This window comes from Streptomyces sp. NBC_00440, from assembly GCF_036014215.1.
Classification (GTDB): Bacteria; Actinomycetota; Actinomycetes; order Streptomycetales; family Streptomycetaceae; genus Streptomyces.
Window position 1 is genome coordinate 6,509,361 of sequence record NZ_CP107921.1, and the last position, 15,286, is coordinate 6,524,646.

Genomic DNA, 15,286 nt, shown 5'->3' on the forward strand with positions numbered 1-15,286 from the left:
AGGCTTCCGCGTCCCTGTTGGGGGAAGGGATGAAATGAACCTTCTGACCTGCCCCGATGAGGAGTGCTGGGATACCGGAGTGGGGACGACTGCGGGGGAGTTGGGGATGCCGGACCTTGCGGGACGATTACATGAGCTGAAGCAGCGCAGTGGGTGCAGTTACGCCGAGCTGGCCGTTCGATGCGGCATCAGCACGTCCACCCTGCACCGCTACTGCCGGGGCCAGGTCCTGCCCGACAGCTACGGAATGGTGGAGCGCGTAGCCCGAGCTTGTGGGGCCGAGCGGGCCGAGCTGGCGGATCTCTACCGGCTGTGGGAGCAAGCCGACGCCGCCCGAGTTGGAGTTGGCAGCAGAAGCATTCGCGCCGGCAGCGATACCGTCGAGGCACCCGCACAGGTTCCGGCCCCTGCGCCGGCCCTGCGTACTCGGCGGCCACCCCGCAGGTGGTCCGGGGTGCTGCGGTCGTTGGCGGCCCTGAGCTCTCTGCTGATCGTCGTGGTTCTCGGCGCGACCGCATCGTCTCCGGCCCGGCGCCATGATGCACAGGAAGTTCAGCACGTATCGGGCCCGGCCTGGTCGCAGTACCCGGCCGCAGTGCCCGCTGCGTTCTACGGGGTGACGATGAACAGCAGCAGCGGGGCGATGCCCACGTTCCGGGTGGGAGCGGTCCGGCTGTGGGACAGCGAGACCCGTTGGGCACAAGTGGAGCCCGCGCGCGACCAGTTCGACTGGAGCAGCCTGGACCGGTTGGTCAAGGGGGCCGGACGCAAGCGGCTCCCGGTCCTGTACACCTTCGGTGGTACCCCGTCATGGGCTGCCCCCGACGCGCCGCTGGGCCCGTACAGCGACGGGTCGCGTGTAGCCCCTCCCGATGACATCAACGACTGGGTCCCCTTCGTCCAGGCTGTCGCCACCAGGTACGCGGGCCGGATCGCGGCATACGAACTCTGGGCGCTCGTGCCCTCCCCGCATTTCTTCACCGGTGACGCCGCCACGCTCGCCCGGATGGCCCGGAGGGCCAGTGCCGTGATCCGCCGGGCCGACCCGAGGGCAACGGTGGTGTGCCCTTCCATGGGGGATCTGTGGGAGCCGGACCCGCGCCGGTTCCTGCGTGACTTCGCGGCGGCCGGCGGCTACCAGGGTTGTGACGTCGCCGGGGTGAAGCTCTCTCCCCGCAGCGACGACGACCCTCCGGAGACCTTCGTCCGCCTCGCTCAGGCGATCGAGCGGACCTTCCACGAAGCGGGAGTACACCCCCGTCTGTGGAACACCGGAACCACCTACCGCATCCCTGAGGACCGGCCGTTGGACCAGGCCCACGCCATCGCGTTCGCGGCGCGGTTCTATCTGGTCGGTATGTATTTGCGCTACGACCGTATGTACTTCTACAACTGGGGCGGTACGAAGCTCCCGCTCGTCCTCCAGCCCGCCGGGGGTTCCCCGACCAGCGCCGCCCGTGCGGTGGCTGTGCTGCAGCGCTGGCTTGCCGGGGCCCGGATCACGTCGTGCGGCCACGGCAAGCAGGACGGGCTGGCCGGGCAGGTCTGGGAGTGCCGCTACCTCCTTGCTTCAGCAGACGCGAAGACACTGCTCCCGGCCGTCATCCGCTGGACCGAATCCGGAACGGTCTCCATGCGCACCGACCGCGGCGCACGCACCGTCCGGTCCCTGGACGGCGCCTCAACCCCGGCGCCGGACAGGTTGCGTATCACCGAACAGCCCGTGTTGATCACACTCTCCCCGGTCAGCCGAACAGCCGGGGGCGGATGACGTACTGAGCAGGCGGACGCCGGGGCCTGTCACGGGGCAGTGGTGTGCACGCGCGCAGTGGATCCGGAGGCGTCAGCGCCCTCCCCGGTACGCGTCGCACGGTCCCGGATCGCGCCCACGCCCCGGCCGAGTGCGCCGATGGCGAGCAGGAGCAGCACCGTGCCGAGCGTGAACGCCTCGAACGTGGTGCGCGTGACGCCCCAGGTGTGCCGGAAGTCGTAGCCGACGCCGAGGACCGCTTCCAGGGTGCCGGGGAAGAGGGCGACCCAGGAGCCGAGCAGGATCCAGACGTAGACGAGGACCGCGCAGACCCGGAAGCCCGCATTGCCGAAGGGCACGGTGTAGGGGCGGGGGGCTTCGCGGTGGCGGTGGCGCAGGGTCACGAGCGCCGGCACGACGACCAGATAGGAGAGCAGCAGCGTGGTGATGGCGACGGTGAGGACGACACCGAAGACCGCCGCACTGTCCCCCCGTACGAGGTTCGTCGCGGCGATCATGAAGAACGTCGCGGTGATCCCCGACACCAGATTCATCCGTACCGGGGTGCCGAGCCCGCGGTGGAAGGCGCCGAGCGAGCGGCCGAAGAACCCGCCGTCGGCCGCCGCCATGGCCTGCATACGGTCGCTGACGATCATCCAGGCGCTGCCCTGGGTGAGCAGCGCGAAGGCGAACATCACCCCGGCCGCGGTCAGCAGCGGGCCGCTCCAGGAGCCGTACACCCCGAAGACCAGGGCCGCGGCTTCCATGAACCCGCCGATGCCGGTGACCTTGTCGGCGGGTGCCACGGACAGGATGGCGAGCACGGGCAGCAGATAGCAGCAGGTCGCGACGGAGGCGGACACCGCGATGGAGACAGGGACGTCCCGCTTGGCGTCGTGCATCTCGTCACCGGCCGCGTTCGGGGCCTCGAAGCCCACGTACGCGAAGAGCAGGACGGGGACCAGGGCCAGGAACCCCGCAGTGGTCGGGGTGAACCGGGCGTGGTGCAGGCCCGCGAAACCGTGCCGCAGGCCGTAGGCCAGGGCGGTTCCGGTGAACAGGAGCACACAGCCCACCTTGACGACCGCACCGGCGGTGGTGATCCATTTGCCGCGGCGCAGTGAGACGACTGCCGTCAGGATCGAGGCCCAGATGAAGGCGAGCTTGAAGACGTAGTCGGCGAAGGTGCCGCTGCCCAGGTGCGACACATAGCTGTTCCACGCGTCGGAAGCGGCGAAGACCAGCGAACCGCCCAGCCAGACCGGGTTGGTGACCCAGTAGAAGAGTGTGGTGAGCGCGGCCGTCGCCTTGCCGTAGGCGAGCTTGACCCAGACATAGGGGCCGCCCTCCTGCGGGAAGGCGGCGCCGGTCTCCGCGAAGAGCAGCGCGTACGGGACGAGGAAGAGGAGCGCGATGACGGCGGTCCAGGTGACCGCCTCACCGCCGCCGGTGGCGATCTGGCCGACCACGTCGAAGGAGATGACGGCGGCGATCCCCATGGCCATGATGTCGAAGCGGCGCAGGCTGCGGGAGAGATGGGGTGGTGGGGGCACGGCGGCTGGTGCGGGTGAGGCCGGTGGTGCAGACACGGGGTCCTCCTGCTGGCACGCGCCGCGGGCAGGCACGTGACGAACGGTTGCGGTCGGCTGATGGCGTTCCCGGCGGCAGGCGGGACCATCCCGGGCCTCCCGTACGGAGGGAGGCCCGGGATGGTCCCGCCCGGTGATCAGGCCTGGACCTCTCCGGTGGGCAGGGTGCGCTCCAGGACCGAACGCAGCGCCACCGCGGCCTCCTTGGCCTCGGCATCCGTCATGATCAGCGGCGGCGACAGGACCAGGCTGTGCGCCGAGTCGCGGACGATGACCCCGGTCTCGCGCCGGATGACGTCGTGCGGCATCCGGGCGGGATCCAGCGGGAGCGGGGCGCGGGTTCCGCGGTCGGCGACGAGTTCCACGGCCAGCATCATGCCGACCGACCTGATCTCTCCGACGATCGGCAACTGGCCCAGCTGCGCGTCCAGTTCGGCGTGCAGCCGGGCGCCCATGGTGACGGCGCGGCCGAGCAGCCCCTCGCGTTCGATGATGTCGAGGTTGGCCAGGGCGACGGCGGCCGCCACCGGATGGCCGTTGTACGTGTAGCCCATCGGGAAGCCGTGGTCGCGCAGCAGCACCTCGGCCACCCGGTCGGCGACGAGGAGCGCGCCGAGCGGGATGTACCCGGAGGTGATGCCCTTGGCGGTGACGATGATGTCGGGGGTGACGCCGAAGTGCTGGGCTGCGAACCACTCGCCGACGCGCCCGTAGGCGGTGACGACCTCGTCGAAGATGAGCAGGATCCCGTGCCGGTCGAGGACTTCGCGCACCCGCGGCCAGTAGTCGGCGGGCGGCACGAGCATCCCGCCGACGCCCATGATGGGCTCGCCGATCATGGCGGCGATGTTGCCGGGCCCGATCTCCGCGATACGGGCCTCCAGTTCACCGATCAGGAAGTCGGTGGGGTCCTGGCCGCCGTACAGCTCGGTGCGGTACGGCCACGGCGGGGTGAGGTGCGAGACATGCGGCATCATCGGGGCGAACCCCTCGTGGTACACGGGGAATCCGGTCGCGGAGCCGCCGCCGTAACCGATGCCGTGGTACGCCTTGTCGCGGGCCAGGATCCAGGTGCGGTCGGTGTCGCCGCGCCGGTGGTGGTAGTAGCGGGCCATCTTGATGGCGGCCTCGTTGCCCTCGGAGCCGCCCGATGTGAAGTAGACGTGGTCCAGGCCCGCGGGGGCGAGCGAGGCCAGCCGGGCGGCGAGCGCGACGGCCTTGTCGTTGGAGAACTCCCAGAAGCTGGTGAAGTACTCCAGCTGCTTCATCTGGTCGAAGGCGACCTGGGCGACCTCCTCACGGCCGTGGCCGATCTGCGCGAGCCAGAGCCCGCCGGTCGCGTCGAGGTACGAGCGTCCCTCGGCGTCCGTGAGCCGGCAGCCGGAGCCGCCGGTCATCACGACCCGCTCCTCGGCGGTCCCGGGGAGGTACGGATGGATGATGTGCGCCCGGTCGGTGGCGGCGAGTTCGGCGTGGCTGAACGGCATGGCCGTGCGTCCTTTCCTTCATGTGCGCTGAGGTGGTGGTGACTGGGTTGCTGGTGACTGGGTTGCTCGTGACTGAGGAGCTGTGACTGAGGTGGTCGGGGTGTGCCGGCCGGTGGTGCGGGTCAGGCGGGGCCGGTCAGTTCGACGGCGGCGAGTGCCAGCGCCTTCGCGGTGTCGACGAGATCGCTGACCTCGATGTACTCGTCGATGGTGTGGAGGGTCGGCGATCCGTCGGGCCGGGTCGCGGTGGGGCCCAGACAGACGGCCGGCGTGCCGCCGATGCGGGTGAGCGTCGCCGCGTCGGTCCAGGAGGGTTCGCCGAGCACCCGGGGCGTACGGCCCAGCGCGGTGGCGCAGTCGGCGAGCCGGCCGACCAGCGGGTGGCCGGATCCGATCTCCGCGGGCGGCAGTTCGGTGTCCCAGGCGAACCGGGGCGGATGCGCGGTGAGCCAGCCGTCCGCCGCGCAGGCCTCCCGTACCGTCCGCTCGATGTCGTCCCGTACCCGGCTCGCCCAGCCGCCGTCGTCGGCCTGGACCGGCAGATAGGTGATGTCCAGGCCGACTTCGCAGGAGGCCGGGTAGGTCACCCACCACTCACCGCCCCGGATGGTGGTCGGCACGATCGAAGGAGGCGGCAGCAGCGGGTGCCGGTGCGCGGGGTCGGCCGCCCAGCGTTCGCGCAGCCCCTGGAGGGCGGCGAGTACCGGAAGGGTCTTCTCGATGGCGTTGACTGCGCCCCCGGCCCGCCAGTCTCCCGGCGGGTGTTCGGCGTGCCCGGGGCGGCCCGCGACGGTGACGGTGCCGCCGAGTATGCCGCGCTGCGCGGTGACGACATCGAGGTCGGTCGGTTCCGGGACGATCGCGGCGTCCGCGCGTACGCCGTGGTGGACCGAGGCGAGGGTGCCCGCGCCGTTCCACTCCTCGTCGGTCGCGGTGTTGATCAGCAGGTCGCCGGGGAGCCGGACACCGAGGGCGGCGAGCGCCTCGGCAGCGACGACCGCCGCCGCGATGCCGCCCTTCATGTCGCAGGTGCCGCGCCCGTACAGCCGCCCGTCGCGGACCTCGGCGCGGAACGGATCACTGGTCCAGGCGGACCGCGGTTCGGCGGACACCACGTCGATGTGGCCGTTGAACAGCAGCGACCGGCCGCCGCCCGTGCCGGGGAAGCGGGCGATCAGCTGCGGGCGGCCGTCGAAGCCGAGGCCGGGCGGTGTCTGCGGCGACGCGGGCAGGCCGCCCGGGGCCGGGGTGAAGACGTCGGCGGTGGCACCGGCCGCGCGCAGCCGGCCCGCCAGATACTCCTGGAGGTCGGCCTCGTCGCGGGCGGGTTCGGCCGCGCTGCCACGCACGGTCGTGTCGAAGGCCACCAGGTCGCAGGTGAGGCTGACCAGGTCGTCGGCGCGCCGGTCGATCTCGTCCAGAACACGTGTGTTCATGCGTAGTCGATCCAAGTCGTCTTCAGGCCGGTGTACTTGTCGAAGGAGTGCAGGGAGAGATCGCGTCCGAAGCCCGACTGCTTGAACCCGCCGAAGGGGGTGGCAGGACTCAGCGCGTCGACGGTGTTCACCGAGACCGTCCCGGCCCGCAGCGCGTCGGCGACACGGTGGGCGCGGGAGAGGTCGCGGGTCCAGAGAGACGCGGCCAGCCCGTACGGGGAGTCGTTCGCGATCCGTACCGCGTCCGCCTCGTCGGTGAACGGCAGCACGGTCAGCACCGGCCCGAAGAGCTCCTCGCGGGCCGGCGGCGCGTCCGGGGCGAGACCGGTGACCACGGTCGGGTCCAGATAGGCGCCGTCCCGGTCGGGGCGGGTGCCTCCGCAGGCGATGCGGCCACCCGATCCGTTGACCGCCCCGAGGATCCGGGCGGCCTGCCGCTCGTCGACCAGTGGACCGAGCCGGGTGGCCGGATCGAGTGGATCGCCGGGCACGTAGTCGGCGGTGTGCTTGACGACCCGTTCGGTGAACTCGTCGGCGATCGAGGCGTCCACGAGCAGCCGGGTGTTGGCGGAGCAGACCTGGCCCGCGTTGTAGAGGAAGCCCCACGCGGCGCGCTCCGCCGCGGCGTCCAGGTCGGCGTCGGCGAAGACCAGGCAGGGGCTCTTGCCGCCGGCTTCCAGCCACACCTGCTTCATGTTGGAGTCGGCCGCGTACGACAGGAACTGCTTGCCGACGGACGTCGAGCCGGTGAAGACCAGGGTGTCCACGTCCGGGTGCAGCCCGAGCGCGCGCCCGGCCGTCGGACCGGGGCCGGGGACGACATTGAGCACCCCGTCCGGCAGCCCGGCCTCCGCGGCGAGTTCGGCCAGCCGCAGGGCCGACAGCGGGGACTGCTCGGCGGGCTTGAGCACGACGCTGTTGCCCGCTGCCAGCGCGGGCGCGAGCTTCCACGTGGCGATGTCCAGCGGGAAGTTCCACGGCACCACCGCGCCGACGACCCCGAGCGGTGCGCGCCGGACGAGCGCGAGACTGCCCGGCGGGGTGGGGGCGACCTCGTCGTACAGCTTGTCCGCGGCCTCCGCGTACCAGGCGAAGCAGCCGGCGGCGCCGGGTACGTCGGTGCCGTACGACTCGGTGATCGGTTTGCCCATGTCGAGGGTGTCGAGGAGCGCCAGTTCGGGGCCGTTCGCCTCGATGAGTGCGGCGAGGCGCAGCAGGACCCGTTTGCGGACGGCGGGGTCGGTGCGGGACCAGCGGCCGTCATCGAAGGCGGTACGGGCGGCCCGGACGGCGGCGTCGATCTCGGGAGCGCCGCCCTGCGCGACGTCGGCGACGGTCCGGCCGGTGGCCGGATCGACGGTGGCGAAAGTGGCTCCGTCGGCGGCGTCGGTCCAGCGGCCGTCGGTGAAGACGCGGGTACGGATGTCGAGGGCTGCGGCGCGCCGCTGCCAGTCGGCGAGGGTGTTCATACGGTCGGGGCTCCGGAGGTCGGTGCGGGGGAGGCGGGCGGTGTCGTGGTGTCGGGGGACTCATCACCGGCTGCGTCGGCGGACTCTGTGCCGGGGGACTCGGCGCCGGCGGCCGGGCGGCGCCTGCGCGCGGTCAGCCGGGCGGCCAGCAGATACACGGGGACGGTGACCACGAGCCCGGCGATCCAGCCGAGGTCGGTGTCGCCGAGTGCGTGGGCGACGGGCCCGGTGTAGAGGGACTGCGCCATGAACGGGATCTCGGCGAGGATGCCGAGTGCGTAGACACCCAGGGCTGTCGGGTTCCAGCGGCCGTAGATGCCGCCGTCCCTGGCGAAGAACGACGCGATGTCGTAGTCGCCGTGCCGGATCAGATAGAAGTCGACGAGATTGATCGCCGTCCACGGGATCAGGACGTACTGCAGGACGTAGATCAGATCGAGATAGCTGCTCATGAAGGAACCGGCCAGCTTGAGGGCCAGGAACACGGAGAGCACGGTGAGCAGCGTCCCCAGGACGGCGCGGCCGGTGGCGCGGGGCAGCCAGCGGTGCGCGAAGGTCTGCACCGCGGTGACCGCGCACAGCACCGCCCCGTACAGGTTCATGGAGTTGGTGAGCATCGTGACCAGGGCGAAGCTCCACAGGGTGAGCTGCCCGAGCGTGTTCCCGAGCAGACCGTCGAGCGCCGCGATCGGGTTGTCGCCGCCGGCCAGGCCGATCGCGGCGCCGACCACCATGGGGAGCAGGCTGCCGAGGACGCACCCGGCGTAGGTGCACCAGAGCGTCGAGCGGACACCGGCCCGGTCGGCCGGCATGTAGCGCGAGTAGTCCGAGACGTACGGCGCGTACGCGATCTGCCAGAGCGCGCCGACGGAGACCACGCCCAGGAACCCGCCGATGCTGAAGCCTCCCCGGGTCAGGAAGCCCTCGGGCAGGCCGCCGACGAACAGCCATACGGCGCCGACGAGTTGGACCGCTCCGAACACCCAGCTGGTGAGGGCGCCGATCCGGTGCATGAGGCGGTACCCCACCACGGCGACGACCAGGCTGACCACGGCGCCGAGCAGCACACCCGTGTGCTGTCCGACCGGGGTCACCTCACTCAGCGACTGGGCGCCGACGACCAGGTTGGAGGCGAAGAACCCCTGGTACATGACGATGACGACCAGGACGACGGCGAGCGCGCCCACGGAGCCGAACTGGCCCCGGCTCTGGATCATCTGCGGTACGCCGAGCTGCGGGCCCTGAGCCGAGTGCAGGGCCATGAGGAAGCCGCCGCCGAGATGGCCGACCAGCAGGGCCGCCAGGCTCCACCGGAAGGAGAGGCCGAAAGCGGTCGGGGCGAGGGCGCCGGTGACGACGGTCAGCGGGCCCAGGTTCGCGCTGAACCAGATCGTGAACAGATCGCGGGTGCGACCGTGCCGCTCGGTGGCGGGGACTGCGTCGATGGTGCGCTTCTCCACGACGCCCGGGACGGGCGACGAGTGGTGTTCCATGCTGCCTCCTCGGCGCCCGTTCGGCGCGCGCCCTGCAAGGCCGGATTCTTTGATGCGAGATTCAAACAATGATGGATGGCGTCGTCAATACCAACGGCACGTTGAGATCGGGTAACTTGAATCGACGGACGGAGAATGACTTCATGGCTCGACCCAAGAACCAGGGAGCCCGACGCGAGGCGCTGATAGACGCGGCCGGCCGGGCGATTTCCGAACGAGGCATCGCCGGCCTGCGGATCAAGGACATCGCGGCCGAGGCGGGCGTCTCCGCCGGTTCGGTGCTCTACTACTACCCGGACCTCGACGACCTCGTCTTCGAGGTCCACCAGGGTGCTGTCGAGCGGTTCCTCGCCGACCGGCACAGCCGTACGGACGGCATCGCGGATCCGGTGGCACGGCTGCGCGAAGCCATCGCGTCGGGCCTGCCGGCCGACGCCGACGACGCCGCGCACCGGCTGCTGTACGAACTGCACAGCAGGGCCGACCGCAGCGCTTCGCACGCCGCGCTCATGGGCTCGCTCTTCGCCCGGGAGACCGCGCTGTACGCGACGATCCTCGAACTCGGCGCCGCGGCGGGCGACTTCACGCTGACCGAACCCCTCCAGGACACCGCCCGCAATCTGGTGACCCTGGAGGACGGCTACGGCCTGCACATCGTCAGCCGCAACACCGCCGTGGACCGCACGGCCGCGCTGCGGATGATCGCCGGTTACGCGCGCACGGTCACCGGTTGCCCGGAACTGTGAGCCGCCGACGCCGCCCCGCGGCGGCCGCGTGCGGCGCCACCACTATGGGAGGAACGAACCGCATCAGTAAAGCTAATCTTTTGGAACTGGTTCATCGAAAATAGAGATACGGTTCTCCGCACCGGATCCAGGACGGGATCCAGGACCGGACTCCAGGAGAGGAACTGCCCATGCCGCCTGTCGCGTTCACCCTGGTCCAGTTGCGCTACTTCGTCGCCGCGGCCGAGGCGGGCAGCATGACGGGCGCCGCCGAACGCCTGCTGATCGCCCAGTCGGCGGTCTCCACGGCCGTGTCCAATCTGGAGCACGAACTCGGCGTGCAGCTGTTCCTCAGGCGCCGGGCCAAGGGGCTGACACCGACCCCTGCGGGCAGCCGTCTGCTGCACGAGGCCCGGAAGCTCCTGGCCCATGCGAGGGAGGTCGCCGACGAGGCGAAGGGGACGGGCGCGGAGCTCACCGGGCCGGTGGCGCTGGGCTGCTTCATCACGCTGGCGCCGTTCTTCCTCCCGGCGCTGCTCACCGAGTTCGCCGACCGCTGCCCCGGCGTCGAGGTGACCGTGCTGGAGGCCGAAGCGACCGAGCTCGGCCGGGCGTTGAGCGAGGGGCGGATCGACTGGGCGCTGACCTACGACCTCGGGTTCGGCCCCGAGGTCCAGCGGGAGACCGTTGCCACCGTGCCGGCCCATGCCCTGGTGGCCGCGGGCCACCGGCTGGCCGGACGGCAGTCGGTCGACCTGGCCGAGCTGGCCGGCGAACCGCTCGTCCTGCTCGATCTGCCGTACAGCCGCGACTACTTCTGGTCGATGGTGAATGCGACAGGCACCCGCCCGGTCGTCCGCCACCGCACCCAGAGCTATGAGACGGTGCGCTCGCTGGTGGCACGCGGGCACGGGTTCTCGGTGCTCAACCAGCTGCCGGCCACGGCCCAGACATACAGCGGCGGTGAGGTCGTCGCACTCCCGCTGGCCAGTGCGCACACCCCGCTGGACCTGGTGATCGCCCAGCTCGCCGGAGTGCGCCAGACGCACCGGGCGAGGGCCCTGATGGACATGGTCCGCGAGGTGGTGGCGGGCGCCGTACCGCCCGGGGTTCCGTCCTGACGTACGAGCCCGCAGCACCGGGGACGCGGCGCCCCCCCCCGGGGGGACCGTGTCCCGCTAGGCTTGACGTTTAACGTCTGGCGCCGCTCCGGGGTGGATCAGTCGAGCCAGATGAGCACCGCGTGACCGGTGGATGCGGCACCCCGGAAGAACTCGGTAAGGGGTGTGAACAGGTCGCGGGCCCACTCCATCGAGGCGGGCGAGTCCCAGATTTGGGGGTAGATCTCGGCCTTGGTGAGTTCGGAGGGGTCAACATCCTGGATGAGCTGGTCATACGTCGTCTGTTGCAGGATGTCAGCGGCGAGCTGCACTCGGTCCGGGGCGACGTATCGCGGCGGTCCGTAGCCCCAGTCATCGGTGGTGAGGGGCTCCTCGCCGTGGACGATGCCGACAGGGAAAGCGGAGCGTTGCAGAAGGAACTCCAGCAGGTGCCATGTCTTGTGCGTGGTGAAGTGCAGCGCTTCGGAGGGGGCGGGCTCGCTCTCTTCCTGCGTCCTGAATCTCCTCGGCGAGATCCAGTGCCCATGCGGGATCCTTCAAGGCCCGGTCCAGTTCCGCCGGTGTGACACGCAGGTACTCCCCATTCATGCTCATGGGCGGAAGCATACGAAGCATGTCTGACAGTGGCCGTGGGCTTGCCGACCCCGCTGAAGGCACCACGCGAGGCTTCGGGTGCCGCGTAGTCGTGTGTCGGTCCTGGAGTGGCTGTTCGGAGTGGGCAGGGCACGGTCGGGGTGCGGCGGTGACAGGTCGGCTACTGACGTGTGATCGGTGTGTCGGAGCCGCCCTCGAACGTGCCAGCCGGGGGCTGCGACGGGTCGGAGCTGGGCGTGGCCGCGGCCTTGAACAGCGGGGCCAGTGACCGACGCATGTACCGCCCTGTCCCGACGGCCACGAGCAGTGCCATCACCGGCTCGACGAGCGAGGTGGCAGCGGCGGACACGGTCACCGGGAGCGTGTAGGCGAAGGCGACGCAGGCCAGGGCGGACACACCGAACGCGACCGCCCACAGGACAGTGAGGATCCGCATGGCACGTAGACCACGCGGTTGGCGGGAGACCGCGTTGAATCGCGGGGCCGCATCGGGCCGGTTGCGGATGGTGAAGTAGCGCGCGATCAGCAAGATCAGCGGGCTGCGTGTGGGCACCGAGACGGCCGCGGCCACGGCAAGGGCCAGGTAGATCAGGCCGCCGCGCGCGATCACCGCCCGGGCGTCGTGGGTCACCAGCGCCAGCACCATCGACACCACGAGGAAGATCAGGATCAGGCCGGAGATCGCGTTGAACGGACGTCCACGGAGGCGGTCGGCGATCAGTCGAGCCAGCGGGACGACCGAACCGGCGAGATAGGCGAGCACGTCACTGATCCCGAACGCCCGCAGGACGTAGAAGACCAGTATCGACGGGACCACGTCGACGACGAGGTTGAGCAGTATCGAGCGCCAGGCACTGGGGGCCGGGGCTGGGGTGGTCATGAGCGTGCCCTCCACGGACAGTCGGAGTTGGTCAGGGGTGACGGGTGGACAGCGGGCGGTACACCTCGACCGCGAGGTCCTTCATCACCGCAGTGGCGATGTCAGCGAGCGCGGCCACCGCGATCGAGACGAGGTAGCGGCCGACGGAGAACCAGGCCACCGCCGTGGCCGGTGCTCCGTCCTCGTTGGCGGGCAGCAGGTAGCCGCGGGCTGCCGGCACGCCGACGTCCACCGCGGAGGGATTCATGACCGCGAGGATCGATGTGCAGTCCGACGCGCCGCCGAGTTCAACCACGATCGCGTGTGCGATGCCCTGGCCCTCCTGCTCACCCCCGTCCCCCACGCTGCTGTTGTGCTCTGGGCCGACGATCGGCCATGACGTGATCCAGCCACCGCGCAGCCCGTGACTCATCAACATCAGCCGCTGTTCGCGCTGTTCGGTGAAGCTCGCGTAGCCGGCCGGCATGTCGTAGCGCGCACTGATGGGCCCGGAACGCAGCGGCTCCGCGCGCCGCCCGGCCAGCACCGGGTCGGTCGGTAGGAGGGTCGAGTGGTCGATCCGGCCCGGGGACGCGTCCTCACCACAGCCGTCCGCTCGCGCGTCCCGGGCGGTGTCCGCGGCGGTGTCGTCGTCAGCGAGCAGGGCTGCGAACACGATGGACATGGCCGCGACGCGGTCCTCGTCCGGGTCGGTTCCGGTCCGGCCGGCCTCCTGCGAAGCCGTGGTGAGCAGCTTGGTCAACAGTTCCTGCTCTTCCCGGAACACTTCGGCTCCGGCCGCGGTCATTCGGACCCAGGTCCGCGGCCGCCGGTTCTCGAACACCTTCTCCGTGGTGATGTAGCCGTGCTCCTCCAGTACGCCCAGGTGGCGGCTCAGGCTGCCGTTGGACTGCCCCAGAGCGTCCCGCAACTGCGAGAACGTGCACGGTCCACGTCGGTCGACGATGGCCAAGACGCCGAGGCGTACCCGCTGGTGAACCACTTCGCGCAACCCTGACTCGGGCTCTTGCTCCGCCACTTGAACTCCTGATCCATGTGTAGTCTCAGATTGAGACTACACTCCAAAAGGGAAAGGTCGCTAAACATGACTGACAAGCTCGACCCCAGTGGCTGGGATCCCGGGGAACGCGCGCACGCCCTGGACTGGCGGAACGTCGGACTCGATCCGCGCTCCGCCAGCGCGACCGGGACGTCGGGGGCCTTGGTCGGGTCCACCGGCCCCTTCGCGACCCTCGCCGGCCGCTACACCCTCGACGCCGCAGGCAGCGCCACCGATGCCGTGCTGACTACCGCCTTCACCCAGATCGCGCTGTCTTTGGGCTCATGGGTCAGCTACGCCGGACTGTTCGGCATGGTGCACCACGAGGCCGCCACCGGAGCGACGACCAGCGTGTCCGCCGGATTCAGGACCTTCGCCGGAGAAACCCACCCGCTGGAGATCCCGCCCGCCCCGCAACCGAGCGGACGCACCGCCCTGGTCCCCGGATTCATCGCAGGGGCCTACGCCGCCCACACCCGCTCGGGCCGACTGCCCTGGGAGCAGCTCTGGTCACCCGCGCGGTACCTGCTCGAACGGGGTGTCCCAGTCACCGAGCACCTCTCGCGCCTACTTGCCCAGCGAGCCGATGTCCTCACCCGCACCGACGAGGGCCGCGCCGCATTCGCTGCGCAAGGACGGCTACCGCGGGCCGGCGAACTCTTCACCCAGCAGCGTCTGGCGGCCACCGCCGCGGCCCTCGCCGAACACGGACCGGACTGGATGTATCAGGGGCCCTGGGCGGAGCACTTCGTATCGGCGGTGCGCAGGGAGGGAGGCCAGGCGAGCATGGAGGATCTCGCGGGCTACCGGGCCCGCTGCGGCGAACCGGCACGCGGGTCCTTCGCAGGCCACGAGATCGCGACCCTGCCCGCCCCGGACACCGGTGGGACCAATCTGCTTGCCAACCTCGCACGACTGGAGACAGCCGAGATCGGCGAACCCGCACAGGACCCGCACGCCCTGGCCGGATTCCTCACGGCCCTCGACGGCTCGCCCTCGACCGGCAGCCACTCCGACTACGTGCTAGCCGTCGACGCCGAGGGCAACCTCGCCGCACTGTGCCACAGCATCAACACCGCGATGTGGGGCACCACCGGCATCGTCGTGGACGGCATCCCCCTCCCCGACCCGGCGGCATTCCAGCAGCCGCTCCTCGCCGAACTCACCCCCGGGGACCACCTCCCCATGCCCGTCGAGCCCGCCATTGCCTTGCGCGAGGGTCGCCCCGTCCTCGCCTGCAGCAGCATCGGCGTCGGACTGCACCCGGCCACCGTGCTCGGTCTGCACCGCGTTCTCGCCCTCGAACAACCTCTCGCGGCGGCGGTCGATGCCCCGCTGGTCCACGGCCACGACATCATCATGGGCGACTCGGTGACCTCCATACTGGCCCACCGCGAACTGCCGACGCCCAGCCGAGTCATCGACGACTGCTTCCCCGACGCGTGTCTGGAGGCGGCTCGCGACGCTGGACACGCCGTGACGCCACGATCCGCCGATGACCCGACGCTGCCCCGCGGTTTCTGGGCCGCGATCAGCACCGATCCCGATACCGGGGTGCACACCGCAGCACGTACCCCGTACGGCCAAGGCCCGGCGCGCACGATCGGATGACCGACAGGAGCACACACCATGTAGTGCTGGCTGCATGAGTCGATCGCGCGTCTCCTGTCGACGCAGCGATAAGTCACGAGGGGCTATCAGCA

General features: G+C 70.5%; 13 protein-coding genes and 1 pseudogene. 5 read left to right on the forward strand and 9 right to left on the reverse strand.

What is annotated here, in order from left to right; translation table 11 throughout:
• Positions 1-106: 106 nt before the first annotated feature.
• Both OHB13_RS29000 and OHB13_RS29005 read left to right on the forward strand, forming a co-directional pair.
• Positions 107-292 (forward strand): annotated as a pseudogene (locus OHB13_RS29000) (helix-turn-helix domain-containing protein); the annotation flags it as partial.
• A 330-nt stretch (positions 293-622) separates the two neighbouring features.
• Positions 623-1,771 carry a hypothetical protein gene (locus tag OHB13_RS29005; protein WP_328380497.1) on the forward strand — a complete coding sequence of 383 codons (1,149 nt, stop codon included), beginning with the start codon at positions 623-625 and terminating at the stop codon, positions 1,769-1,771.
• 29 nt (positions 1,772-1,800) lie between these two features.
• Here OHB13_RS29005 and OHB13_RS29010 read toward each other — a convergent pair whose 3' ends face one another.
• From OHB13_RS29010 to OHB13_RS29030, 5 genes are all read right to left on the reverse strand, one after another.
• Positions 1,801-3,339: an APC family permease gene (locus OHB13_RS29010; protein ID WP_328379010.1), complete on the reverse strand. Its 1,539-nt coding sequence runs from the start codon at positions 3,337-3,339 to the stop codon at positions 1,801-1,803.
• 137 nt (positions 3,340-3,476) lie between these two features.
• On the reverse strand, positions 3,477-4,826 hold the full coding sequence (locus OHB13_RS29015; RefSeq protein WP_266852049.1) for an aminotransferase family protein: 1,350 nt from the start codon (positions 4,824-4,826) through the stop codon (positions 3,477-3,479).
• A 122-nt stretch (positions 4,827-4,948) separates the two neighbouring features.
• Positions 4,949-6,262: an ArgE/DapE family deacylase gene (locus OHB13_RS29020; protein WP_328379011.1), complete on the reverse strand. Its 1,314-nt coding sequence runs from the start codon at positions 6,260-6,262 to the stop codon at positions 4,949-4,951.
• Entirely contained in the window at positions 6,259-7,731 is a 1,473-nt protein-coding gene (locus tag OHB13_RS29025) for an aldehyde dehydrogenase (RefSeq protein WP_328379012.1), read from the reverse strand. The genes OHB13_RS29020 and OHB13_RS29025 overlap by 4 nt, the downstream gene beginning before the upstream one ends.
• Complete coding sequence (locus OHB13_RS29030; RefSeq protein ID WP_328379013.1) at positions 7,728-9,224, reverse strand: purine-cytosine permease family protein; 1,497 nt, start codon at positions 9,222-9,224, stop codon at positions 7,728-7,730. The genes OHB13_RS29025 and OHB13_RS29030 overlap by 4 nt, the downstream gene beginning before the upstream one ends.
• A 143-nt stretch (positions 9,225-9,367) precedes the next feature.
• Here OHB13_RS29030 and OHB13_RS29035 point away from each other — a divergent pair, with 143 nt between their 5' ends.
• Complete coding sequence (locus tag OHB13_RS29035; RefSeq protein ID WP_328379014.1) at positions 9,368-9,970, forward strand: TetR/AcrR family transcriptional regulator; 603 nt, start codon at positions 9,368-9,370, stop codon at positions 9,968-9,970.
• Positions 9,971-10,140: 170 nt separating this feature from the next.
• Positions 10,141-11,070, forward strand: coding sequence for a LysR family transcriptional regulator (locus OHB13_RS29040; protein ID WP_266852040.1), 930 nt, complete (start codon positions 10,141-10,143; stop codon positions 11,068-11,070).
• Positions 11,071-11,168: 98 nt separating this feature from the next.
• Here OHB13_RS29040 and OHB13_RS29045 read toward each other — a convergent pair whose 3' ends face one another.
• The 4 genes from OHB13_RS29045 to OHB13_RS29060 form a co-directional block, all read right to left on the reverse strand.
• The gene (locus OHB13_RS29045; RefSeq protein ID WP_328380415.1) at positions 11,169-11,528 is read right to left on the reverse strand and encodes a DUF1877 family protein; all 360 of its coding nucleotides are present in this window, start codon (positions 11,526-11,528) and stop codon (positions 11,169-11,171) included.
• Positions 11,422-11,685 (reverse strand): DUF1877 family protein, encoded by a 264-nt coding sequence (locus tag OHB13_RS29050; RefSeq protein ID WP_328379015.1) that lies wholly within the window; start codon positions 11,683-11,685, stop codon positions 11,422-11,424. The genes OHB13_RS29045 and OHB13_RS29050 overlap by 107 nt, the downstream gene beginning before the upstream one ends.
• A gap of 139 nt (positions 11,686-11,824) precedes the next feature.
• Complete coding sequence (locus tag OHB13_RS29055; RefSeq protein ID WP_328379016.1) at positions 11,825-12,544, reverse strand: VC0807 family protein; 720 nt, start codon at positions 12,542-12,544, stop codon at positions 11,825-11,827.
• A 31-nt stretch (positions 12,545-12,575) separates the two neighbouring features.
• Positions 12,576-13,562 carry a transcriptional regulator gene (locus tag OHB13_RS29060; RefSeq protein ID WP_328379017.1) on the reverse strand — a complete coding sequence of 329 codons (987 nt, stop codon included), beginning with the start codon at positions 13,560-13,562 and terminating at the stop codon, positions 12,576-12,578.
• 66 nt (positions 13,563-13,628) lie between these two features.
• Here OHB13_RS29060 and OHB13_RS29065 point away from each other — a divergent pair, with 66 nt between their 5' ends.
• A complete protein-coding gene (locus OHB13_RS29065) occupies positions 13,629-15,194 on the forward strand; it encodes a gamma-glutamyltransferase (protein WP_328379018.1) in 1,566 nt (521 codons plus the stop codon).
• Positions 15,195-15,286: the final 92 nt, after the last annotated feature.